Raw genomic sequence first — 23,628 nt, 5'->3', positions numbered from 1 at the left:
GACATCGCGCGGCGGATGGCCGCTCTGAGGCTGCGGCGCGCCCGGCGGCAGGATCCGTCAGCCGGCGCCAGGCCGACGAGATCGCCCCGGTCGGGACTGATCGAACAGCGTCCCGTCACCCGGGGACCTGCTCCGAAGCGATCAGCCTCAGCCAACCGGCCTGTGCCCTGCATCGGGAAGCGCAGTAGCGCAAGCTGGACAGGTCGTCCAGCCGCATGGCCGTGGTCGATCCGCGACGTCATCCTTGACATCGGCGCGCCACCGACCGTAGCTCGCGGTTCCGGGACAGCCGCAGACCTCCAGCGGCGCAGCGCGGCTTCTGAGGTGCGCGACCTGGTTCCCGGTCGGATGCGGAACGCGTCCGCGGCATCTCGCTGAATCGGCCGACCCGCGGCGCGATCCCACGGTGTGATCCTTGGAGCTCGGTTGAGGCGAACGGCTGATCGATGACTGTGCTGAAGGACGCTAATATTCTCGTCACCGGGGGCACCGGCTCGTTCGGCAATGCCTTCGTCGCGCAGATGCTGCTCCAGCACGGACCGCGCCGGATCGTCATCTTCTCGCGCGACGAGATGAAGCAGTGGGAGATGGCCCGGCGCTTCGACGGCGAGGGCCGGGTGCGCTTCTTCGTGGGCGACGTGCGGGACCGCGCCCGCCTCGCCCGCGCGATGGACGGGATCCACTACGTCATCCACGCCGCTGCCCTGAAGATCGTCCCCACGGCCGAGTACAATCCGTTCGAGGCGGTCAAGACCAACATCGACGGGGCGATGAACGTCATCGACGCCGCCCTCGACAAGGGCGTGAAGCGCGTGGTGGCGCTCTCGACCGACAAGGCGAGCAGCCCGGTCAATCTCTACGGCGCGACGAAGCTCGTCTCCGACAAGCTGTTCATCGCCGGCAATTCCTACGCGGGCGGGCACGATACGCGCTTCGCGGTGGTGCGCTACGGCAACGTGATGGGCTCGCGCGGATCGGTGATCCCGCACTTCCTGTCGCTGGGCGCTGCCGGCCGGCTGCCGATCACCGATCCCGGGATGACGCGTTTCATGGTCACGCTGGAGCAGGGTGTGGCCCTGGCGTGCCACGCGCTCCTCGATACCGAGGGCGGCGAAATCTACGTGCGCAAGATCCCCTCGATGCGGCTCGCCGACATCGCCCGCGCGGTCTGCCCCGAGGCGGAGATCGACGTCGTCGGGATCCGCCCCGGGGAGAAGATGCACGAGCAGATGATCAGCGCCGAGGACGCGGCCCACACCTACGCGTACGACGGCTACTACAAGATCCTGCCGGCGATCGCCCCCTGGGGCCATGCGAGCCGTATCAAGAACGGCCTGAAGGTGCCCGATGGGTTCAGTTACGCCTCCGACACCAACGACGAATGGATGAGCGTCGAGGAGTTGCAGGCTTGGATCGAGGCCAATCGGGCCGCCCTGACCTCGGGACCGCGGATCGCGGCATGATCCCTTACGGACGCCAGCACGTCACCGACGACGACGTGGCGGCAGTGACCGCCGTGCTGCGTTCGGACTGGCTCACCCAGGGGCCGGCCATCGAGCGGTTCGAGGCCGATCTCTGCCGCCAGGCCGGGGCCGGCCACGCGGTAGCCGTGAACAGCGCGACCTCCGCGCTGCACGTCGCCTGCGCGGCCCTCGGCCTCGGACCGGGCGACCGGCTCTGGACCTCGCCCAACACCTTCCTGGCCTCGGCGTATGCCGGGCTGTATTGCGGCGCCGCGGTCGACTTCGTCGATATCGAGCCCGCGACCGGCAACATGAGCGCGACCGCCCTGGCCGATGCGCTGGCTGCCGCCGAGCTGGCGGGGCGCCTGCCGAAGGTGGTGGTGCCGGTGCACTTCGCCGGCCGCTCCTGCGACATGGAGCCTATCCACGCGCTGGCCCGGCGATACGGGTTCGCGGTGGTCGAGGACGCGGCCCACGCGATCGGCGGCCGCTACCGGGGCGATCCCGTGGGAAGCGGGCGCTACGCGGACGTGACCGTGTTCAGCTTCCATCCGGTCAAGGTCATCACCACCACCGAGGGCGGCGCCGCGCTGACCGGGGATGCCAAGCTGGCCGCCCGGATGCGCCGCCTGCGTTCGCACGGCACTACCCGCGACCCGGCTGAGATGGACGGCCCGCCGGACGGTCCCTGGACCTATCAGGCCCTGGAACTCGGCTGGAACTACCGGATGACCGATCTCCAGGCGGCTTTGGGTTCGAGCCAGCTCCAGCGCCTGGAGGGCTACGTCGCCCGCCGAGCGGCACTCGCGGCGCGCTACACCCGCCGGCTCGCCGGCACGGGTCTCACCCTTCCGCCTGTCGATCCCGAGATCGACTCCGCGTGGCATCTCTACGTGATCGGCTGGGACGCGGAGCGCGCCGGGATCGGCCGGCGCGCGGCGTTCGAGCACCTGCGCGCCGCGGGCATCGGCGTTCAGGTGCATTACGCGCCGGTTCACCTGCAGCCGCTGTTCCGGGCGCAGGGCTTCCGGCCGGGGCAGTTCCCCAACGCAGAGGCGTACTACGCCCGGGCCATCACTCTGCCGCTGCACGCGACGCTGACCGAGGAGGAGCAGGACCGGGTGATCGAGTCCCTGCCGCTCTCGCCGGAGCAGCGCCGGAGCGTGGCCGCGTGAGGGTCGCGGTGGTCCCGGCGCGCGGCGGCAGCAAGCGCATCCCGGGCAAGAACATCCGGTCCTTCGCCGGCCGGCCGATCATCGCCTACCCGATCGCTGCGGCCCGCGAGACCGGGCTGTTCGACCGTGTGATCGTCTCGACGGACAGCCCCGAAATCGCCGCGGTCGCCCGCGAATACGGCGCCGAGACGCCGTTCCTGCGTCCGGCCGCTCTGGCGGACGACCATTCGGGCACGAACGCGGTTGTCGCCCACGCGCTGGCGTGGCTCACCGAGGCGGGAGAGGCCGTCGAGCTCGCTTGCTGCCTCTACGCCACCGCGCCGCTGATCCGGCCCGACGATCTGCGGCGGGGTTTCGCGATGATGGCCGACCCGGCGGTCGCCTTTGCGTTCTCGGCGACCGACTACGCCTTCCCGATCCAGCGGGCGCTTCAAATCGACGCCGCGGGCGCGGTCGGGATGTTCCAGCCGGAGGCGCTGATGACGCGCTCGCAGGACCTTGAGCCCGCCTATCACGACGCGGGGCAGTTCTACTGGGGCCGGGCTTCGGCCTTCGCAGACGGGACGCCCCTGTTCGGCCCTCGCTCTCGCCTCGTGCTGCTGCCGCGCCACCGGGTCGTCGACATCGACACGCCGGAGGATTGGGCGGAGGCGGAGATCCGGCATGCTGTGCTGGCCGGCGGCCGCACCTCCGGCTGACGCGGCTGAAGAATGCGCATCGTCTTTCGGACAGATTCGTCATGGTCGATCGGCGCCGGCCACCTGATGCGGTGCTTGTGCCTAGCCGATCGCCTGGTCGCCAGGGGGCACGAGGCACTGTTCCTGACCCGGCCGGCGGAGGGCGACCTGATCGCCGAGATCGAGGCGCGCGGCTTCTCCGCGATCCGCCTGCCCGGCGCGGCGAGCGAGGTCGAAGACGCGGACCGGTGCCTGGCCCTGACGGCCGGCGGGCGCGTCGATTGGGTCGTAGTCGATCATTACGACCTGGGCGCCGCCTGGGAGGCGCGGATGCGCACCGGCGCGCGCGCGCTCCTGGCGATCGACGATCTCGGACGCGCGCACGCCACCGACCTGATCCTCGATCAGAACCTGGCGAATCCGCTCCACGAGGGCTATCGCGGTTTCGCGGGCCGCGCGCTCCTCGGGCCGGGCTACGCTCTGATCCGTCCCGGGTTCGGCACTCTGCGGGCCGCCTCCCTCGGGCGCCGGACGGGCCGCATCGGACGGATCCTCGTGTCGATGGGCGGCACCGACCCGGTTGACTACACGCCGACGGCGCTGCGCGGCCTGCAGGCTCTGGACCGGTCCGACCTCATGGTCGACGTGGTGATCGGCCGGAACACCAGGAACCGGGAGACGGTGGAGGCGCTCTGCCGGACCCTGCCCGGCGCCACGCTCCACGTCCAACGGGCCGATATGGAGACGCTGATTGCGGCGGCCGATCTCGCCATCGGCGCCGGAGGCACCAGCGTGTGGGAACGCTGCGTGCTGGGCTGTCCCGCCCTCATCGTCAGCCTCGCGCCGAACCAAGTCGCGCTCGCGCAGGGCGTTGCGGATGCGGGCGCCGCGCTCGACCTCGGCTGGCACGCGGAAGCTGGGGGCGATCGGATAGCTGAAACTCTCCGGCGCCTGTCGCCGGATACAGTGATGCGCATGAGTGACCGTGCCGCCGACATTTGCAACGGCAGCGGCGCCGACCATGTGACGGACGCGATGGGATGGTCTTGAGATCCTTGGGCGCCGGCGCAGTGTTCCACGCCATGACTGAAGGCAAAGCGATGCGGATCTCGGTCCTTTGCTCCGATCCTGCCCATCCGGTGTTCCCGCACGTTGCGGCCTGGGTGGAGCGAACGCGCGCGCGGCATGCGTGCGAGTTCGTGACCCGCGCGGCTGACCTAAGCGGCGGGACCCTGCTGTTCCTGGTTTCGACGCACGAGGTGGTGAAGGCCGATCGTCTGGCCGCCTACGAGCACGCCCTGGTCCTGCATGCCAGCGACCTGCCCGAAGGGCGCGGCTGGTCCCCGCATATCTGGAGCATCGTGGAAGGGCGCCGCACGATCGTCGTCTCGCTCCTCGAGGCCGTGGAGCCCGTCGATACCGGAGCGGTGTGGGCCAAGCGGAGCTTCACCCTGGGCGGCCACGAACTGCACGACGAGATCAACGCGGCGCTGTTCGCCGTGGAGCTGGAGCTGCTCGATTTCGCGGTCGCCCGGTGTGGCACCGTCGTTCCGGTGCCGCAACCGGAGACGGGGGCGAGCTACCGTCGCAGGCGCACCCCGGAGGACAGCCGGATCGACATCGACCAGCCCCTGCGGTCGCAGTTCCCGATCCTCCAGGTCGCCGATCCGGAGCGCTTCCCGGCCTTCTTCGAGAAGGACGGATTCGTCTACGAGATCATCCTGCGCAAGCGCCCGGCCGAGACGGAGACAGGACGATGACATCCCCCGCGATCACGATCGACGGCCGTCCAATCGGGCTCGACCATCCCCCTTACGTCATCTGCGAACTGTCGGCCAACCACAACGGCAGCCTGGAGCGTGCCCTCGCGCTGCTCGACGTTGCCGCCGCAACCGGCGCGGACGCGATCAAGATCCAGACCTATACGCCAGACACCCTGACCATCGACCACGACGGCCCCGATTTCCGCATCCGCGGTGGCCTGTGGGACGGACAGACGCTCTACGAACTCTACCAGACCGCGTTCACGCCCTACGAATGGCACGCCGCGCTGGTAGAGCGCGCCCGCCAGCGCGGCGTCACCCTGTTCTCGACCCCCTTTGACGAGACCGCCGTCGCCCTGCTGTCGGGGCTCGGCATGCCGGCCTACAAGATCGCCTCCTTCGAGGCGGTCGACCTGCCCCTGATCGCCCGCGTGGCCGCCGAGGGCAAGCCGATGATCATCTCCACCGGCATGGCCGACCGTGCTGAGATTGGCGAGGCGGTGGAGGCCGCCCGGGCGGGCGGCGCCGAGGATCTCGTGCTGCTCCACTGCGTGTCCTGCTATCCGGCCCGCTACGAGCAGGCTAACCTGCGCACGATCCCCGACCTCGCGGCGTCCTACGGGGTGATCGCGGGGCTCTCGGATCACACGCCGGGCACCGCTTGCGCGGTGGCCGCGGTGGCGCTCGGCGCCTGTGTAATCGAGAAGCACTTCACCCTCGACCGCAGCGCGGGCGGGCCGGATGCCACCTTCAGCCTCGAACCCGACGAGTTCACCCGCCTCGTCAGCGAGTGCCGCGACGCCTGGCTCTCGCTCGGCGGGCTCGGCTACGCTCGCTCGGAGGCCGAGCGGGCGAGCCAGGTCTTCCGGCGCTCGCTCTACGTGGTGCGCGACATGGCGCCGGGCGCGCCCTTCACGGCCGAGACGCTACGCTCGATCCGCCCGGGCTACGGCCTGTCGCCGAAATACCTGCTGGCCATTCTCGGCCGGCGCGCAACCCGCGCGCTCGCGCGCGGGCATGCCCTCTCCTGGGAGGACGTGTCGGGCGGCAGCCCGGACGCGTGAGGCCGCCTCAGCCCCTGAATAGCGCGTAGGTCTTCGGCCGGCGCTTCATGGCGGCAGCCAGCGTCGGCGTGACGGGGCTGGGCATCGGGACGGGTGTCGAGGCGCCGCCGAACAGGGTCGTCGCGTAGGACAGCTGCAGGACGAGCCGTTCCCGGCCCGTCGGTGGGAGACCCTTATGGAAGCCGATCGTGTCCGCGACGAAGATCGTTCCGGCCGGCCCGCCGATCGAGCGCAGCGAGTCCGCGCCGTAGGCATCGACGATATCGGCGTCCGGGATGCGGGTGTAGCCGCGACGGAGGAGGCTGCCGACCTTGTCGTTGCGCAAGCGGTGGCTGCGTTCGACATAGACATGCGGACCGGCGGATTCGTCAACGTCGGTGAGATAGATGAACAGTTTGAGCCAGCGCGGCTTATCCATGTCGAAGTGGAAGAGCTGCGCCGCCTCGGAGGCGTTCCCCTCCTCGAAGACGGCGCTCCACCACATCGTCAGCAGATCCACGATCGGCGTCACGCCCAGGTAGCGCCCGGCCAGCGAGAGAAGAAATTCGTCTCCGAGGACGTCCTGGATGTCGGGCGAGCGCAGGCAGTCGCGGGCGGGGAAGGAGTAGATCCGTGCCCGGGGGGTGGCGGCGTCGAACAGCCCGCGTCCCTCCACATCGCCGCCCTTAAAGTTCGCCTCGTTCGTCCGGGCGAAATCCGTGAGCCGGTCGATCATCGGTTGCGGAAGCTTCATCGGCAGCATGGCGAAGCCGGTCTCGCGAACCTCCTTGGCGATGGACGGGGCGAGATCGGACGGGACATCGCCGAAGATCCCGGACTTCATCGAGCCCTGCACGTAAGGGCGGTGCGCCGACAGAAGCGTCGAGATCAGACGCGTCGACCGTCCCTGCGTCTGGCCGTGCAGAATGATCATGGACTGGTAGGCTTCGGGCGGATTGGGTTCGCCGCGCATGTGAGCGAGCATGCCAGCAGCGACGGCACGGATGTGCGGATAGAGTTCGTTGGCGCTTTGGGACCAACTCGTACGTTCGCTCATGACGTGTCCTGACATGATTGCCCCGGCGGGCTTCGATAAAGGCGGCGTTATACAAAGCCGGACTTTGGGGCAAAACGGTGGGCCATCGCGACAGACCCGCTTCTGATCACCCGGTTCGGCGCGGCCTCGCCGTCCGTGGCACAGGCCCTCTGAACGGGGTAGATTCGCGGAACGACGGCGCTCGGACCGTCGCGAACGGACATATGTCCGGCCCCACCGCACGGCGCCGACCGGCGCGATCCGGCCGCGGTCATGTACCGAAAGCCGAAATTCGATTTCCAGGCCGATGCACGGGATCCAAAATCGTCCGGCGCTCTATATAAGGTTTGCAAGACTCCGCTCGGTCTCCGAGCTTCACGGATACCGGAAGCTGATATGCGTTTGATCGACCATCTAATCATGAGCATCTCGGCCAAGATGTGGGCCAAGATGGAGTGGACACGCTGGTATACTCTTCTGCGGGTTGACTATTTTCGCGAACTGGTCGTCGCCTGGAGAAAGCGGTACTTCATCGAGCGGCAAAACGCTTTGCGGGTCTGGGATGGCGACAATCGGCGGATGACCATCATGAAATCCGGGCTATCGACGATCGAACACAACCTCGAAGGTTTGCACGATATCAGAGGGATACGCGGGCTTCGCATCATCAGACCGCTGTCCGTTATCGAGACCTATCGGCCCTTATCCATCATGCCGGCTGCGAGCCGGGGATACGATCAGGATTACATCAGTACGGCCATGGTTCTGGACATTGGGCCACGCACGGAGGGCGAACTCTTCTCGTTGATGGCATACGGCTTCCGGATGCCGAATATTCGCGGTCTAGATCTTATCTCCTACAGCCCCATGATCGATCTCGGCGATATGCATGCGATGCCCTACCAAGACGATACATTCGATATCGTGATCGCGAGCTGTGTCTTGGTGTATTCCACGGATCCGAAGAAGGCGTGCGACGAAATGGTCCGCGTCACCAAGTCTGGCGGTTTGATCTGCATTTCTCAGGATACGATACCTGAGACGGGCATCGCGGCGGTCGGGGCGCTTGGAAAGCAGCTCAGTAAGATCGACGATTACTTAGAGCTCTTCACTCCGCATGTCGATCGGATATTTTTCAGCCATGAGCTCCCGGACAGGTTGAAGCCGATCAATCTGGACGCCGGCGAGGGATCAAATTATACGACGGGCTTGATTTTCAGTATCAAAAAAGCTGGTTGATACTGATGCCCTCGACGAGGCGGCGTCTGTGTCGGGTTCAGTGTTATGGCGAACTGTCGACGCGACGTAGTGGCCGTCTGCTTACCAGTGGACCATTAGGCCGCATGGCGGTGTTGCTCAGTCTGATCGGCGGCCAGCACCATTCAGGTCTGCTGAGCATGCCTCTGGCCGTTTGAGCGACTCGGCCCGCGCAGAGCCAGTCCGCGCGCGATGCCGGGCTTGAACGCGTGCATCTGTACCGACGTCCGAACCCTCTGCCGGCCTGTGGACTGGAGAGGCGCGGCGAAAATTCGGACGGTTGGTTGCCAGTTGCGATCAGTTAATTGAGGGCCGCGTGTGTGAATTTATCGTACATGTTCAAAACCGCCTCAGGCGTAGCGTCCCTCAACAGATTGTCCATCGTGGTCTGTAACATTAAATTTGTTTCAAAGTGTTTGTAGCACTAGCATGCATCATCCTATAGCGTATTCAGAATTTCAGTATATTCAGAAAAATATAAGTGGTAGATCGATATTTCGCCCTGAATTTATGAGGGTGTCCATCTGCCGTTTTCGACAAAACAATCAAAATATTCGACAAATGGCGCACCCTCCGTCTCCCAGGTCTTGATTTCCACGTAGGAGATTCCTGTTTTCTCGATTTCATTGCGGAGGCATAACAGGCTTGAATTTGCGCCCTAGGTCAAGAAACGGTCGTTACAATCGATCAAGGTATTATTTTTCGGTTGCTAATAAGATCGACACAAAACGAAATATTTTGATCGTGTAGCGTAAGTATTTGGCGTCGTTCGCGCGGGTCAGTGTCTTCACGTCCGCCCCTATGTATCCACCGAGCGAGCGCTAAACCCCGGCCTCATCGAAGCCGACCTCCTCGTCTACGTAGAGATCGCATCCCGGATCGTAGGCGCCGAAAACGTACTCTCATGCGGCGGATTTTCGTCCCTTCATGTTTTGGAACGCGACGCGGAAGGCCGGGGCGCCGAGATACGACGACAGCTGCTCCAAGGATCCCTCGATTTCGCGGCAGCTTCCTGAAGCGAAATGACGCGAATGGGATGAAGATGCTGATCCCAGGTGTAGCGTTGGAAACGGCAGGCGAGCAGTTCCGCGCTGGGATCACGCATGAATTTCGGATTGAGCCCAAAAAAACTGCTATCGGGCCCTGAAATAATTGACGTAATCATCGACGATGATCAGGAATGCCTTTTTGATGGCTTTCAGGACGTTGCTGAGGCGCTTGTAGGCGGCCATGCCGCGCGGATCACGGATCATGAAGTAGTCGTGGAAGATCAGGTCGTTGAGCAGCACCGCCGTAGGAGGCGCGCAGAACTGCTCGTACGTCACCTTGACGCCGATCTTTCGAGAAGGGCCCTCGAAATAATCGATCGTCAGTCCTTGGAAGACCGCCGGATCCTCCAGATTGAAGACGCGGATCTGGTGCTCGGTTTGCGGGTCGCCGGGGCGGCCGTCTTCGAGGCTGTCTGTGATAATGGCGCGCCGGTCGGCCCCGGCGGATTCAAGCTCGGTCGGCGCGGCGGTCGGGCTGCGAGACCTGTCCTCGCCTCACGCAGCCGAGGGCGGCGGGGACAGCGAAGCGCACCGTAGACGACAGTCCGGCCTGCTCGGGCGACGGCGACACCCGGGTCGCCATCCGAGCGTGCTGGAAATAATCGGCTTCGAAGGTCGGCCGGCCATGCGCGATCGGGCTGGGCCACGAGTCGCCGGTACAGATCGACAGACGGCATAACGACTTAGCCACCTGCTTACAGGCCGTTACGGCGCGATCGGAACGGAGGGGCCATGTTTGCCTGGCGCGCGATGCCCGAGCGGCGCGCGTTCGCCCCGCGGATCTCCGGGCTTGCCGCTCTTGGGGGCGGCCCTGGCCGAAGTTGCCGGCTTTGATCTGCTACCGATTATCTGCGATGTTTCGTAACTTGGCGGTTTTCTCGGTGCTATTTTTCGCATGCGAGTAGAGCTTGGCATGGATGAGGGACCGACAATCGGTCTTCTTCCAGATTATAAAGTGGCTCCGAAACTCGCTGCGACTGAGCTAATACTGGGAATACTGATCGCAAAGTTCGATAAATGCGATCGTAATCTGAAGTAAGAATTTTGGAATTATTTCGGGTAAATCGCCGCACGGATGCGCGTGGAAGCAGTCACTCTGATCCGCGACTGGGACGAAGTGCAGTCCGTGGCGGCCAAGGTACAACGTCCCTACAGTGGATGATCGCTGCCCTGCGATGAGGCTCGATCAGCGACATATGTCATCTGTATTGTTCCCCCAAGCAAGGGGCGAGGCTCGCGGCTGCCAAACGGCGGCCCACGCGATTACCGTCCAAGTGTGATTGTTTGCCGGGGATTTCGGTCCGTACGATCGTCAAATACCCGTGGCGTACCCTGTATGCGCATTCATGGGGGGGACTCGATCGGAGATTGCCAGGCGCGGTGCTGCTTGATCTTCAAGGGTCGTGTCCGAGGGCGGCTCGCCTCGGCCAAGCGTCGGAAGGCGCCATTCCGCCGTACGATCCGCCAAGCTCGCGCGCCGGTCTTGAGGAGACTGATCCGGCCCACAAAGGGCGGGAAGGCCCGCAGCAGCCGACTTTACCGTTCGGGAGAGGTCGTATTTTGGCCGAAGTTCGGCGCGATGGCCATTGTGTGGAAGGTGGGTCCTGATCGATGTCCAGCACCGAGCGCCTGCCGCGCAGCGCAGTAGAGTCGTATTTGCATGTGCTGTACGCGCTGATGCTGCGCGATATGCGGACGCGCTTCGGTGGATCACTGTGGGGATACGGCGTGGTCGTGCTGTGGCCATGCGTCCACGTGTTCATGCTGATTCTGATCTACAGCTTTCAGCATCTCCCCGTCCCGGTCGACGGCAGCTTCGCGGTGTTTTTCGCCAGCGGCGCCGTGCCGGTCTTGATATTCCAGTACATATCAAGAGAGGTCATGAAGGCGGTCATTATGAACAGGCCGCTGACCTACTATCCACAGGTCAAGTTGTTCGACATCGTCTTTGCCCGGGTGCTGGTGGAAATCGTGACCGGCTTCCTCGGGCTGGTCGTCGTATCCCTCATCCTGGTGGCGATCGGCGATAATCCGCTTCCCATCGATCCATTCACAGCCGTGGGCGGGTATAGCGCGGCCATCCTGCTCGGCATCGGCATCGGAACGATCAACGTCGCGATTGTCGGCTTCTTCCCCGGATGGATCATCGGCTACGCGTTGTTCAGCATCATCATGTACGTGTCCAGCGGCGTGATGTTCATGGCCTGTTTCATGCCGGATCGGGTCTACTATTGGATGAAATTCAATCCCGCCGTTCAGGTCGTGGAATGGGTCAGATCGGCTTACTATCCCGCGTTTAATCTGCAAGTCGATTATCTCTACGTGTATATGTTCTCCCTCACATGCATGACGGTGGGATTGCTGCTGCTCAAACACGTCGTGGCGAAGCAGAGCTGACGCGAAATCATTCTTTGCTATGCCGTGAGTCGCCCGTAGGGCCCGATGAGCCCGCGTTTGGTTGCGGCTCTCGCGCTGAAAGGACACCGCGAGCCAGGGCGCTGCCGGGATGGTGTGGCTGTCCGCATCCCGGAGGATCAACGCGGGGGATTGATCCGAGCCGGAATGGCCGACCGTGTCTCGACGGTGCGGCGGTGTCGATTTGCCGAAGAGCCCGGCGTAGGGTCATGGCTAAGGAACCGGTCTGCGGCCGAGCCCGCGCCGCGCCCCGTCTCCTCCGCCATACCGGCGCCGACCCATGCCGGCGCGGGGCTGGAGCGAGACGATCCGGCCCGGCCGGACACCGATCCGTAGTCAGGCACAGGAACCAGATCGTTGACCGAGGATGCCCGCGCCGCTGACTCACGCTCAGGTCCCGCCGCGGATCTGCACGGTGCGTTCGATCGGGACTGGTACACCCTGCGTTACCCGGACGTCGCGTCGGCGCAGGTCGATCCCGGCGCGCACTACGCCACCCACGGACAGGCGGAGGGGCGGTATCCCAATCCCGAGGCCGAGATGAGGGCTCTCGGAGAGAGCGTCGACCCCGCCTGGTACCGCGCGCGCTATCCGGACGTGGCCGCCACGGGCGCCGATCCGGTCCGGCACTACCTCCTCTACGGTCGGGCCGAGGGCCGCTTTCCCAACGCCGATCGCGAGCCGCGGGAGGTCTGGAACACCCGCTTCGATCCGACCTGGTACCGGGCGCGGAACGCGGATCTCGGTCCCTACCGGGACGACCCCCTGGAGCATTTCCGACGGATCGGCCTCCTGGAGGGCCGGGCGGCCAATGCGGCCGAAGAGGATCGGGCGGTATGGCACGGCATCTTCGATCCGGACTGGTACCGCGCCCGCAATCCCGATGTCGCCCGGCGCGGGCTCGACCCCCTGGAGCACTTCCTCACGGAAGGCCTCGTCGACCGCCGCCGCCCCAACCCGCACGCGGTCCTCGCGTCGGAGCCGGTCACGGCGGCGCGGCTCGATCGTCTGAGGGGCGGCGCATTCGCCGCCGAGGTCGCCCTGTTCGTGACGCACACGAGCGACGGCGCGATCAAGCCGCATGTCGTCCACCATGTCACGGGTCTGCAGCGATGCGGGATCGCCTGTGCCCTGATCGTGGTCTGCGATGACGGTGACGCGCCGGTCACGGGCCCGGCCCTCGACCGGGCCGACCACGTCTTCCGGCGGACGAATGCGGGTTTCGATTTCGCCGCCTGGGCCCACGTGCTGCGCCGGCATCCCGAACTCTTCGGCGCGGAGATCCTGTACCTCGTCAACGACAGCGTCTTCGGCCCCACGAGCCCGGAGGCGCTGGAGCGGGTGGTCGCCCGGATCCGGACGAGCGCGGCCGACCTCGTCGGCCTGACCGACAACGCCGACCGCGGCTGGCACGTCCAGAGCTACTTCCTCGCCCTGAAACAGCGCTTCCTCGGATCCGCGGCGGGGCGGGCGTTCTTCGCCGGCGTGGTGGCGTACACCCACAAGAACGACGTCGTGAACGAGTACGAAACGCAACTGGCACGCCATGCGACGGCGCGCGGGTTACGCGCGGAGGTCCTGTTCCCGACGCCCGACTGGCTCGATGCGACGCTGCACAACTGGCGCAGGCTCCTGCGGGCCGGCTTCCCCTATCTCAAGGTCGGGACGGCGCGGGCCCTCGTCCCGGACGTCGAGACCACGGATTGGCGCGCCGAGATGGCCATGCGCGGCTACGACACGGCCCCGGCGGACGCGACGCTGGCGCAACTCGCCCGGGCGGGGGCCGGGGACGACGCAGAGCGCCGCATCCGCGCCGAGATGCACGCGTTCCTGGCGGCTGGGGCGACGATCGACCTGACGCCGGGCGCGGCCCCGCTCGTCTCGGTCCTCGCCGTCCTCGACGGCCGCCCGGCGCGGTTCCTGCACCTGATCCGCGTCCTCGCGGAACGCCGCCGCGCGTCGGGCGAGGTCGTGATCGTCGACAATGCCGCGATCGACGACACGCATCACGTCCTCGGGCGGCTCGCGGGCGCGACCATCCTGACGCACGTGGCGCCCCTGCCGCCGCTGCGCGCGGCCCGCCGGGCCCTCGCCCAGGCCCGGGGGGGCATCGTGGTCCTCTGGCGCCCGGAGGCGGGGCGAGCCTGCGGGCCGGAGGCGCCGGCCGGCGCCGGGGCGGCGGACGGGCAGCCCCTGCGCGACCGTCTGGAACAGGTCTGGCCGGCCGGGGACGGGCTGCGCATCATGGAACTGCAGGTGGCCGCAGACGCGTCCTGGTGCGCACTCGGCCTCGAGCATCACGGCGACCACCTCGGGGTGGCCTACGCCATGTGGCGTCACGATGCATCGCGGGCCCTGGCGCAGCTCATCGACCTTCTGGAGCCGTCGCCGGAGGGGGACGTTTCGGATCCGAACGTGCTCTGACGGAAACGCCCTCCGGGCGATGCCGGGCCCTTGGGGGAGGAAGGACGCGCTGACGCCGGAGCCGTAGACCGCCAGCGCTTCAATCGACCGGGCTTCGCGGCAGGTCGCTCTGAGAACGAATACGATCGGAAGCACCGACACCGCTGCGAACAGGAGCCGCGGGGGACCGGGCGAGCGGTCCCCCGCGGCCACCATCGTGACCGCGGAGCGTGTCCCAAAGGACGACGGCGAGGCCCCCGGCGGCATAGGCGCGGAAACTTCCCCCGCGGCCGCCGGGATGGATGTAGCTTACGGAATCAGCCTGTCCGCCCGAAGCTGCCCGAACAGATCGTAGAACGCGTCGTCGGTCGGCTGATACGCCGTGAAGCCGAGGCGGCGGCTCTTGCTCATGTCGGTGACGACCTCGATCGGCCGGCCGAGATCGGCATCCGTGTGCCAGGGGGAGGCCAGTTTTTCGAGGTTCGGCTCGGCGAGGCCGTGGCGCTGGGCGATCTCGGCCCAGGCCGGCCCGTCCTGCGCCATCCGGGGTTCGAGGGGGCGGTGCGTGCCGTCGAACGGCACCGCCTCGATCCCGAACCACGCGGCGATCCGGCCCCACATCCAGCTCCACCGGAAGACATCGCCGTCGACCACGTTGAAGGCCTCGTTGGCGGCCCGCGGTTCGGTGGAGGCCCAGAGCAGGTGGCGGGCGAGCTGCCGCGCGTCGGTCATGTCGGTCAGCCCGTTCCACTGCGCGGCCGAGCCCGGGAAGACGAAGGGTCGCCCCAGCTCCCGGCACAGGGTGGCGTAGCAGGCGAGCGTCGTGCCCATGTTCATGGCGTTGCCCACCGCCTTGCCGATGATCGTGTGCGGGCGGTGCACGCTCCAGGTGAAGCCGTCGCGCGCGGCGGCGGCAAACACCGCATCTTCTTGCGCGTAATAGAAATTCTCGATGTCGAGCCGGCCCTGGTCCTCGCGGAACGGGGTCTGCGGCAGGCTGCCTTTGCCATAGGCCTCGAACGGCCCGAGATAGTGCTTGAGCCCAGTCACCAGGGTGACGTGGCGGACGCTCTTCTTCGGGCGGAGCGCGTCGAGCAGGTTCTTGACCATGGCGCGGTTGACGCGGATCATCTCCGCCTCGGTGGGACGCCGCTGCCAGGTGGCGAGGAACACGTGGGTCGGTGCGACCTCGGCGAGCGCCCGCTCCAGGGAGGCCGGATCCTGCAGATCGCCCGCCACCGGCTCGACGCCCGCCTGGTCCACCGGATGACGGGCAAGGCCGGCCACCCGCCAGCCCTCCTCAGTGAGCAGCGCTGCGGTGGCGCTGCCGACGATCCCGCTGGCGCCGACGATCAGGGCGGTGTTCGACATGCAAAGCCTCGTGCCCGGTCCAAATCCGGGTCCGGGGCAGATGGGCATGGGCGGTGTCGCGACAACCCCACCGTGCAGGGCGGACACCCATGCGGTGGGATCGCGTCCTGGTCTCGAAAAGGCGAGACCTTTCGCGGGTCCAGGGCGGAGCCCTGGTGTCGGGCTGCGCCCGAGACGGTCAGGGCTTTGCCCTGACAACCCACCAAAGGGCACGCCCTTTGGAAACCCGGACGGAGACCGCTCAGGCGGCCCGGTCGATCGCCGCGCCCAGCACGTCCACGATCTCGCCGATCTGCCCGCGCTCGATGATCAGCGGCGGCGACAGCGCAACGATGTCGCCGGTGACCCGGGTGAGCAGGCCGCGCTCGAAGCAGTCCACGAACACGTCGTAGGCGCGCTTGCCCGGTGCGTCGGGGCGCGGCGCCAACTCGATGCCGGCGATCAGCCCGATAGTGCGGATGTCGATCACCCCCTTGCGTCCGCGCAGGTCGTGCATCGCCGAGGCCCAGTCGTCGGCAATGTCGGCGACGCGGGTCAGCAGCCCCTCGTCCCGGTAGATGTCGAGGGTCGCGATGCCGGCCGCGCAGGCGATCGGGTGGCCGGAATAGGTGTAGCCGTGGAACAGCTCGATCCCGTCCGGGCCGTTCATCAGCCCGTCGTGCACCGCCCGGCTCGCGAAGACCGCGCCCATCGGCACCGTGCCGTTGGTCAGGCCCTTGGCGCTGGTCACGAGGTCCGGGACGACCCCGAAATAATCCGTGGCGAAGGGCGCGCCGAGGCGGCCGAAGCCGGAGATCACCTCGTCGAAGATCAGCAGGATGCCGTGCTGGGTGCAGAGCGCGCGCAGGCGCTCGAGGTAGCCCTTCGGCGGGACCAGCACGCCCGTGGAGCCGGCCACCGGCTCGACGATGCAGGCCGCGATGGTCTCCGCCCCGTGGAGCGCCACCAGCCGCTCCAGATCCTCGGCGAGTTCCGCCCCGTGCTCGGGCTGGCCCTTCACGAAGGCGTTGCGGGCCGGGTCGTGGGTGTGGCGCAGGTGGTCGGTGCCGTTGAGCTGCGGGAACACCCGCCGGTTCGACACGATGCCGCCGACCGACAGCCCGCCGAAGCCGACGCCGTGATAGCCGCGCTCGCGGCCGATCAGCCGGGTGCGGGTCCCCTGCCCGATCGCCCGCTGGTAGGCCAGCGCGATCTTGAGGGCCGTGTCGACCGATTCCGAGCCGGAATTGGTGAAGAACACCCGGTCGAGGCGCTTGGCGGGGCCGCCGGGGGCGATCTCGGCCAGGCGCTCGGCGAATTCGAAGGCGATGGGGTGGCCCATCTGGAAGGTCGGGGCGAAGTCGAGGGTGGAGAGCTGATGCTCCACGGCCGCCGCGATCCCCCGGCGCCCGTGGCCGGCATTCACGCACCAGAGGCCCGCGGTTCCGTCCAGGATCGTGCGGCCGTCGTCGGCGGTGTAGTGCATGCCTTCGGCGGAGACGAGCAGGCGCGGCGCCGCCTTGAACTGGCGGTTGGCGGTGAACGGCATCCAGAAGGCGTCCATCGCGGGCGTGTTGCGGAGCGGATGATCGGTCATGGGGCGGCTCTCCGGGGCGGACGGCGCGGATCGGGCGACCGGGCCAGGGGACACCTTCGCCGATCCGGCAACAAGTCCTTTTCTGGCCGCCGGCAACCCCTTGCAGGAACGGGGCCGACGGCGGCACTGTTGCGGGATCCGCAACACCTGAAACGGGGCCACGCCGGATGAGCATCGATGTCGGCGCCCGGCTGCGCTTCGTGCGTGCGCGCCACGGCCTGTCGCAGCGGACGCTCGCCAAGCGGGCCGGGGTGACGAATTCCGCCATCTCGCTGATCGAGGCCAACCGGGTGAACCCCTCGGTGGGCGCCCTCAAGCGGATCCTCGACGGGGTGCCGATCGGCATGGCCGCGTTCTTCGCCCTGGAGCCGGAGCCCGAGCGCAAGGTGTTCTTCGCGGCCGAGGAGCTCACCGAGATCGGCCGGCGCGCCGCCAAGGGGGCGATCTCCTACGCCCAGGTCGGCGACAGCCTGTTCGGGCGCAAGCTCCAGATCCTCAAGGAGCGCTACGAGCCCGGCGCCGATACCGGCCGGGTGCCCCTCTCCCACGAGGGCGAGGAGGGCGGCATCGTCCTCTCCGGCCGCCTGGAGGTGACGGTGGACGCGGAGCGCCGGATCCTCGGCCCCGGCGACGCCTACAGCTTCGACAGCCGCCGCCCGCACCGCTTCCGCTGCGTTGGGCCCAACCCCTGCGAGGTGGTGAGCGCCTGCACGCCGCCGAGTTTTTGAAAAATGGCAGGCGCCAGGACTCCCATCCAATCCCCTCATCCTGAGGTGCCGGCGCGCAGCGGAGGCCTCGAAGGAGCCCTCCAGCCAGCCGCGCGATCCCTGGAGCCCTCCTTCGAGGCCCGCTGACGCGGGCACCTCAGGATGAGGGGATTGGATGGAGGTGCCGGCTCGTCGTGGAGATGCAACCTTGGAAGACCGCGACAGGCGGCTCCACGTCCGGTTGAAACACCCGCCCTGTCGCGTGCAGGCGTTGCGGTGGGCTGCCCGGCTGGGCATGAGGACTTCCGCTTGAATTCATAATGCCACGCGAGGATCGATGGCCGTCACCACCGCAGCACCGGTCGCGGAGCCCGGAAAGAGTCAGTCCGCCCGGGCGGCGCTGGCGGCCTTCGTGGGCACCACGATCGAGTGGTACGACTTCTTCATCTACGGCACCGCCGCGGCCCTGGTGTTCGGGCCGCTCTTTTTCACGGCGGAATCGCCCTACATCGCCACGCTCTCGGCCTTCGGCACCTTCGCGGTGGGCTTCCTGGCCCGGCCGCTCGGCGGCCTGATCTTCGGCACGCTCGGCGACCGGTTCGGGCGCAAGCGCGCCCTCGTGGCGACCCTGGTGATGATGGGGATCGCCACCTCGGGGATCGGGCTGCTGCCGACCTACGCCGCCGTCGGCCTGTGGGCGCCGGTGCTGCTGGTCGTCCTGCGGCTGATCCAGGGGCTGGCGGTCGGCGGCGAGTGGGGCGGGGCGGTGCTGATGGCCGCCGAGCACGCGCCGGCCGGGCGCAACACCTTCTATGCCTCCTTCGCGCAGCTCGGCAGCCCCGCCGGGCAGATCCTGTCGCTCCTGGCCTTCCGCCTCGCCGGACTCCTCGACAAGGAGGGCTTTCTGGCGTGGGGCTGGCGGGTGCCGTTCCTCATCAGCATCCTCCTGCTCGCCGTGGGGCTCGCGATCCGCCTCGGCGTCGCGGAATCGCCGGCCTTCGAAAAGGCCCGGGCCGCGGGCGGTCCGCCGCCGGCCCCCGTGCGCGAGGTGCTGACCACCTGCCTTAAGCCGGTGCTGCTCGCGGCGGGCGCCAACACCTTCGCGATCGCCTCCGTCTACCTGTTCAACACCTTCATGATTGCCTTCACCACGCAGTATCTCGGCATCGCCCGGGGGACGATCCTCGACGCCCTGCTGATCGCCGCCGTCGTGCAACTGATCATGACCCCGGTCGGCGCCCGGATCGCGGAGGCGATCCGCAACGAGCGCCTGTTCCTGCAGGGGACACTGATCTGGGCGATGCTGGCGCCCTATCCCCTGTTCTGGCTGGTCGAGACCAAGTCGGTGCCGCTGATCGTCCTCGGCCTCGCCCTCAACGTGATCGGCAGCGCGACCTTCTACGCGGTGATCGCCGGCTACCTCGCGGGGGCCTTCCCGACCCGGATCCGCTACACGGCGATCTCGATCGCCTACCAGTTCTGCGGCGCGCTCGCCGGCGGTCTGACGCCGATCGTCGGCACGGTCCTGGCCGAGCGCTTCCAGGGCCATTGGTGGCCGATCGCGGCGTTCGGCACGGTGCTGGCTGGCGTGTCCTTCGTCTGCGTGACGCTGATCGGCGGCTACCGAGCTCGGCAGCGGGGCTTCCTCGACGGATGAGCGCCGATCGCTCAAAGGCCCCGGATCCGGCTAACGTCGGATTCAGGTCCGCGATGTAGGATCGGCGTCATGGATCCCGTTTCCGCCACCGCCGCCGTCCAGATGCTGGCGTCGTCCCAGAACCAGCAGATCGGCATCGCCGTCGCCCGGCAGCAGGTCGCATCGGACAAGGCGGTCGCGGGGCTCGTGGCGGACAGCGCCCAGAGCGCAGCCAGCGCCGGCCTGCCGGCGCCCGCCGGACAGGGCCAGAGCGTCGACCTGCGGGTCTGAGCGCGCCCTACCCGAAGCCGTAGAGCCGCCGCGGATTGTCGACGAAGACCATCCGGCGGCGCTCGTCGTCCGGCACCCAATCGGCCATCAGGTCGAGGAGCGCCGCGGTCCGGGGCGGCCCGTCCCAGGCGGCCACGTGCGGCCAATCCGAGCCCCAGAGGCAGCGCTCGGGGGCCGCTTCGTTGAGGGCGCGGGCGAAGGGGATCGTGTCGGCGTAGGGCGGCCCGGTCACGGAATCCCGGAAGGCGCCCGACAGCTTCACCCAATGGCCGTCGGCGACGAGACCGAGCAGCGCCTGGAAGCCCGGATGGTCCAATCCGGCCGAGGCCGGCATGTGGCCCATATGGTCGAAGACCAGCGGCACGGCCAAGCGTGACAGGCGGTCGGCGATCGGCGGCAGGTGCCGTGCGTCGAGCAGGAACTGGAGGTGCCAGCCCATCTCCCGGGCCAGCGCCCCGTAGGACTCCACCGCGTCGAGCCCGACCCCGCCGCCGAACAGCACGTTGAGGCGCAGGCCGACCACCCCGGCCTCCTTCAGGGCGGCGAGTTCCGTATCGGGCAGCCCGAGCGGGATCACCGCGATGCCGCGCAGGCGCGCCTGGTTGGCGCGCAGGGTCTCGACCATCAGCCGGTTGTCGGTGCCGTGGACGCTGACCTGGACCAGCACGCCGTTTTCCATGCTGGTCCCGTCGAGCATCGCGAGATACCGGTCCGCGGGGGCCGCCGGAGGCGTGTAGCTGCGGTCCGGCACCAGCGGGTAGGCCGGCGGCAGGCCGATCACGTGGGCGTGGGTGTCGACCGCACCGGGTGGCACGGCGTAGCGGGTCGGGCCGCGGGGATGCGGGTCCGGGGCGGGGCAGTCTCGGATCTCGGGCATGGTCAGGAATCCGCGTGCAGGACCTTGCCGCGGGTCTCGGGCAGGGCGAAGGCCGCCAGGAAGAACACCCCGTAGGCGATGGCCGCGAAGATCGCGATGGCCGAGGCGAGGCCGGCGCGCTCCGACAGGTAGCCGACCAGCGCCGGGAACAAGGCGCCGACGCCCCGGCCGAAATTGTAGCAGAACCCCTGCCCCGAGCCGCGCAGGCGGGTCGGGTAGAGTTCGGTCAGGAAAGCGCCCATCCCGGAGAAATAGCCCGAGGCGAAGAATCCCAGCGGGAAGCCCAGCACCCAGAGCATGCCGTTGGAGAGCGGGATCTGCGTATAGGCGACGACCACCGCGATGGCGCCGACGGAGAAGATCAGGAACAGCGGCCGTCGCCCGAGGCGGTCGGCGAGCCACGCGCCGACGAGGTAGCCGGTGAACGAGCCGACGATCAGCGCCGAGAGGTAGCCGGTGGAGGAGACGATCGAGAGGTGGCGCTCGGTGGTGAGGAAGCGCGGCACCCAGGTGGTGATCGCGTAGTAGCCGCCCTGGCAGCCCGCCGCCGCGAGCGAGGCGAGCAGGGTGGTCTTGAGGATCGGCCCCGAAAAAATCTCCCAGATCTGCGGCCGGTCGCCGGAGGCGGCCGCCCGGGCGCGAGTCTCGGCGGCGACCTGCGGCTCCTCGACGTAGCGGCGCAGGTAGAACACCAGCAGCGCCGGCAGTGCGCCGACCCCGAACATCCAGCGCCACGCGGTCTCGGGCGGCAGCAGCGAGAACAGCACAGCCTGCGACAGGACCGCGAGGCCCCAGCCGATCGCCCAGCCGGACTGGACGGAGCCGACGGCGCGGCCGCGATACTCGGCCCGGATCGTCTCACCGATCAGGACGGCCCCAGCTGCCCACTCGCCGCCGAAGCCCAGCCCCAGGATCGCCCGGGCGATGAGCAACTGGTCGAAATTCTGTACGAAGGCGCAGAGCAGGGAGAAGACCGAGAACCACAGGATCGTGATCTGCAGGGTCAGCACCCGGCCGATCCGGTCGGCCACGAAGCCCGCGAGCCAGCCCCCCAGCGCCGATGCCAGCAGCGTCACCGTGGCGGCGAGGCCGGCCGTGCCGGAATCGACGTGCCACAGGGCCATGATCGTCCCGATCACCAGCGGGTAGATCATGAAGTCCATGCCGTCGAGGCACCACCCGGCGGCGCACGCCCAGAAGGTGTGCCGCTCCGGCGGCGTCATGGAGCGGTAGAAGGCCATGAGGCTGGCGTCGCGGATCTCGACCGCGTCCACGCCCGAATGCCCCTGCCCGGTTGCCATGCTCATCCGCCCTCTCCCGCCGCCCGATACGTGTATCGGCGTCCGGGACGGAGCTGTCCAACGCCGCGGGGGGATCAAGCAAAGAAAAGGCCGCCCGAAGGCGGCCTTTCCAGTCTTTTCGCTGTCGAAACGCGGCTCAGTAGCAGCGCTCGACCAGGACCCGGCGGTAGCCGTAGGGGGTCCAGCGCACCCGCGGGACCGTGTAGCAGCCGCCGCCGCCGCCGTAGCCGTAATCGCCGCCGTAGCCGTAGCCCACCGGGGCGTAGCCGCCGCCGTAACCATAGCCGCCATAGCCACCGTAGCCGTAGCCCGGGTAGCCGTAGCCGCCGTAGAGGCCGCCGGCCGCTAGTCCGAGCCCGACGCCGAGACCCAGGCCGCCGAGGCCGTAGCCATAGCCGCCGCGATAGCCGTAGCCGCGGCCGTAGAAGCCGCGGCCGTATCCGCCGCGGAAGCCGGCGCCGCGGAAGCCGCCACCGAAGCCGCCGCCCCGGAAGCCGCCGAAGCCGCCGCCGTGGAACCCGCCGCCGAAACCGCCGCCATGGAAGCCGCCGCCGCCGAAGCCGCGGGCATCCGCGCTGGCCGGCGCGAGAGCCAAGGCACCCGCTGCCAGCAGGGCCGAGCCGAGCACTGCACCCTTCATCACGTCATCTCCGTCGAAAACCGCCCTCTGGGGCAAGAAACGTGGAAGGCGTGAAACAGTTCAGGCGGCGCCCGCGACCTGCCGACGCTGGCCGGCAAGCCCCGGCACGGCTCCGGACTCGAAAATCGCCGCTTTCCGGGGTGACAGGCGCCCCCAGCGCCCTCAAGCCCCTGAAAAGCCGGCACGGACCGAGTGATGACGATGCGCCCCGCTCACGCCCTGTTGATCATGCTCCTCGCCCTGGCCGTACCCGGCCGGGCCGTGGCGGCCCCGGAGCCCTGCCGGGCGATGGAGGCCCAGGGCGAGAGCTTCACGGTCTGCACGATCGATCTGCGGCGGCAGCGCCTGCAGCTGTTCTGGCTGCAGGCGGACGGGCGGCCCTACGGGGCCCTCGGGACGCTGGCCGCGGCGCAGGGCAAGCCCCTCAGCTTCGCGATGAATGCCGGCATGTACGACAAGGACCAGGCGCCGGTGGGCCTCTACGTCGAGGGCGGGCACGAGATGAAGCACGTCTCGACCGCCGACGGTCCGGGCAACTTCCACCTCAAGCCCAACGGCGTCTTCTGGGTGAAGGGCGAGCGGGCCGGGGTGCTCGACACCGCCCATTATCTCCGGGCGAAGATCCGGCCGGACTACGCCACGCAATCCGGCCCGATGCTGGTGATCGACGGCCAGATCCACCCGAAGATCTCCGTCGACGGGCCGAGCCAGAAGATCCGCAACGGCGTCGGCATGGCTGAGGACGGGCACGTGGCGATCTTCGCCATCTCCGAGCGGCCGGTGACCTTCGGGGCCTTCGCGCGGCTGTTCCGGGACGATCTCGGCTGCCGCAACGCCCTGTTCCTGGACGGCTCGGTGTCGAGCCTCTACGCGCCCAATCTCGGCCGCACCGACATCAGCCGGCCGCTGGGGCCGCTGGTGGGGGCGGTGGCCCGCTGAGACGAACGC

At 67.9% G+C, this 23,628-nt stretch carries 20 protein-coding genes; 13 read left to right on the top strand and 7 right to left on the bottom strand.

What is annotated here, in order from left to right:
* The first annotated feature begins 446 nt into the window (after window positions 1-446).
* From pseB to pseI, 6 genes are all read left to right on the top strand, one after another.
* A complete protein-coding gene (pseB, locus tag MKK69_RS20215; protein WP_279598517.1) occupies window positions 447-1,463 on the top strand; it encodes a UDP-N-acetylglucosamine 4,6-dehydratase (inverting) in 1,017 nt (338 codons plus the stop codon).
* On the top strand, window positions 1,460-2,638 hold the full coding sequence (gene pseC / locus MKK69_RS20210; protein ID WP_243970793.1) for a UDP-4-amino-4,6-dideoxy-N-acetyl-beta-L-altrosamine transaminase: 1,179 nt from the start codon (window positions 1,460-1,462) through the stop codon (window positions 2,636-2,638). The genes pseB and pseC overlap by 4 nt, the downstream gene beginning before the upstream one ends.
* A complete protein-coding gene (pseF, locus tag MKK69_RS20205) occupies window positions 2,635-3,336 on the top strand; it encodes a pseudaminic acid cytidylyltransferase (protein WP_243970792.1) in 702 nt (233 codons plus the stop codon). The genes pseC and pseF overlap by 4 nt, the downstream gene beginning before the upstream one ends.
* A gap of 12 nt (window positions 3,337-3,348) precedes the next feature.
* Window positions 3,349-4,365 (top strand): UDP-2,4-diacetamido-2,4,6-trideoxy-beta-L-altropyranose hydrolase, encoded by a 1,017-nt coding sequence (gene pseG / locus MKK69_RS20200; RefSeq protein ID WP_279598516.1) that lies wholly within the window; start codon window positions 3,349-3,351, stop codon window positions 4,363-4,365.
* Window positions 4,366-4,514: 149 nt separating this feature from the next.
* Window positions 4,515-5,075, top strand: a complete 561-nt coding sequence (locus MKK69_RS20195) for a UDP-glucuronic acid dehydrogenase (protein WP_243970788.1) — start codon at window positions 4,515-4,517, stop codon at window positions 5,073-5,075.
* Window positions 5,072-6,142 (top strand): pseudaminic acid synthase, encoded by a 1,071-nt coding sequence (gene pseI, locus MKK69_RS20190; RefSeq protein ID WP_243970787.1) that lies wholly within the window; start codon window positions 5,072-5,074, stop codon window positions 6,140-6,142. The genes MKK69_RS20195 and pseI overlap by 4 nt, the downstream gene beginning before the upstream one ends.
* 7 nt (window positions 6,143-6,149) lie before the next feature.
* Here pseI and MKK69_RS20185 read toward each other — a convergent pair whose 3' ends face one another.
* Window positions 6,150-7,178 (bottom strand): hypothetical protein, encoded by a 1,029-nt coding sequence (locus tag MKK69_RS20185; protein WP_243970785.1) that lies wholly within the window; start codon window positions 7,176-7,178, stop codon window positions 6,150-6,152.
* A 375-nt stretch (window positions 7,179-7,553) separates the two neighbouring features.
* Here MKK69_RS20185 and MKK69_RS20180 point away from each other — a divergent pair, with 375 nt between their 5' ends.
* Complete coding sequence (locus MKK69_RS20180) at window positions 7,554-8,396, top strand: class I SAM-dependent methyltransferase (protein WP_243970783.1); 843 nt, start codon at window positions 7,554-7,556, stop codon at window positions 8,394-8,396.
* Between the two features lie 1,151 nt (window positions 8,397-9,547).
* Here the strand turns inward: MKK69_RS20180 and MKK69_RS20175 are convergent.
* Window positions 9,548-9,739 carry a hypothetical protein gene (locus tag MKK69_RS20175; protein ID WP_243970781.1) on the bottom strand — a complete coding sequence of 64 codons (192 nt, stop codon included), beginning with the start codon at window positions 9,737-9,739 and terminating at the stop codon, window positions 9,548-9,550.
* Window positions 9,740-11,074: 1,335 nt separating this feature from the next.
* Between MKK69_RS20175 and MKK69_RS20170 the strand changes: the two genes are divergently transcribed.
* Both MKK69_RS20170 and MKK69_RS20165 read left to right on the top strand, forming a co-directional pair.
* A complete protein-coding gene (locus MKK69_RS20170; RefSeq protein ID WP_243970779.1) occupies window positions 11,075-11,860 on the top strand; it encodes an ABC transporter permease in 786 nt (261 codons plus the stop codon).
* A gap of 375 nt (window positions 11,861-12,235) precedes the next feature.
* Window positions 12,236-14,302, top strand: a complete 2,067-nt coding sequence (locus tag MKK69_RS20165; protein WP_243970777.1) for a rhamnan synthesis F family protein — start codon at window positions 12,236-12,238, stop codon at window positions 14,300-14,302.
* Window positions 14,303-14,590: 288 nt separating this feature from the next.
* Here MKK69_RS20165 and MKK69_RS20160 read toward each other — a convergent pair whose 3' ends face one another.
* Window positions 14,591-15,652, bottom strand: a complete 1,062-nt coding sequence (locus MKK69_RS20160) for an SDR family oxidoreductase (protein ID WP_243970775.1) — start codon at window positions 15,650-15,652, stop codon at window positions 14,591-14,593.
* 241 nt (window positions 15,653-15,893) lie between these two features.
* Window positions 15,894-17,228, bottom strand: a complete 1,335-nt coding sequence (locus MKK69_RS20155; protein ID WP_243970773.1) for an aspartate aminotransferase family protein — start codon at window positions 17,226-17,228, stop codon at window positions 15,894-15,896.
* A gap of 167 nt (window positions 17,229-17,395) precedes the next feature.
* On the opposite strand from MKK69_RS20155, the gene MKK69_RS20150 reads away from it, so the two are divergent.
* The 3 genes from MKK69_RS20150 (at window position 17,396) to MKK69_RS20140 (ending at window position 19,862) form a co-directional block, all read left to right on the top strand.
* Complete coding sequence (locus tag MKK69_RS20150) at window positions 17,396-17,956, top strand: cupin domain-containing protein (protein ID WP_243970771.1); 561 nt, start codon at window positions 17,396-17,398, stop codon at window positions 17,954-17,956.
* A gap of 316 nt (window positions 17,957-18,272) precedes the next feature.
* Window positions 18,273-19,592: an MFS transporter gene (locus MKK69_RS20145; protein ID WP_243970769.1), complete on the top strand. Its 1,320-nt coding sequence runs from the start codon at window positions 18,273-18,275 to the stop codon at window positions 19,590-19,592.
* Window positions 19,593-19,661: 69 nt separating this feature from the next.
* Complete coding sequence (locus tag MKK69_RS20140) at window positions 19,662-19,862, top strand: hypothetical protein (RefSeq protein ID WP_243970768.1); 201 nt, start codon at window positions 19,662-19,664, stop codon at window positions 19,860-19,862.
* Between the two features lie 7 nt (window positions 19,863-19,869).
* Here the strand turns inward: MKK69_RS20140 and MKK69_RS20135 are convergent, their stop codons facing one another.
* The 3 genes from MKK69_RS20135 to MKK69_RS20125 form a co-directional block, all read right to left on the bottom strand.
* Window positions 19,870-20,739 (bottom strand): amidohydrolase family protein, encoded by an 870-nt coding sequence (locus MKK69_RS20135; RefSeq protein WP_243970766.1) that lies wholly within the window; start codon window positions 20,737-20,739, stop codon window positions 19,870-19,872.
* A gap of 2 nt (window positions 20,740-20,741) precedes the next feature.
* Complete coding sequence (locus MKK69_RS20130; protein WP_409564848.1) at window positions 20,742-22,046, bottom strand: MFS transporter; 1,305 nt, start codon at window positions 22,044-22,046, stop codon at window positions 20,742-20,744.
* Between the two features lie 130 nt (window positions 22,047-22,176).
* Window positions 22,177-22,680, bottom strand: coding sequence for a hypothetical protein (locus tag MKK69_RS20125; RefSeq protein WP_243970871.1), 504 nt, complete (start codon window positions 22,678-22,680; stop codon window positions 22,177-22,179).
* Between the two features lie 201 nt (window positions 22,681-22,881).
* Between MKK69_RS20125 and MKK69_RS20120 the strand changes: the two genes are divergently transcribed.
* Complete coding sequence (locus MKK69_RS20120) at window positions 22,882-23,619, top strand: phosphodiester glycosidase family protein (protein WP_409564851.1); 738 nt, start codon at window positions 22,882-22,884, stop codon at window positions 23,617-23,619.
* Window positions 23,620-23,628: the final 9 nt, after the last annotated feature.

Source organism: Methylobacterium sp. J-026 (assembly GCF_022829585.1).
Taxonomy (GTDB): domain Bacteria; phylum Pseudomonadota; class Alphaproteobacteria; order Rhizobiales; family Beijerinckiaceae; genus Methylobacterium.
The sequence above is the reverse complement of the archived record's forward strand: the minus strand, read 5'-3'. Positions and strand labels throughout refer to the sequence as shown.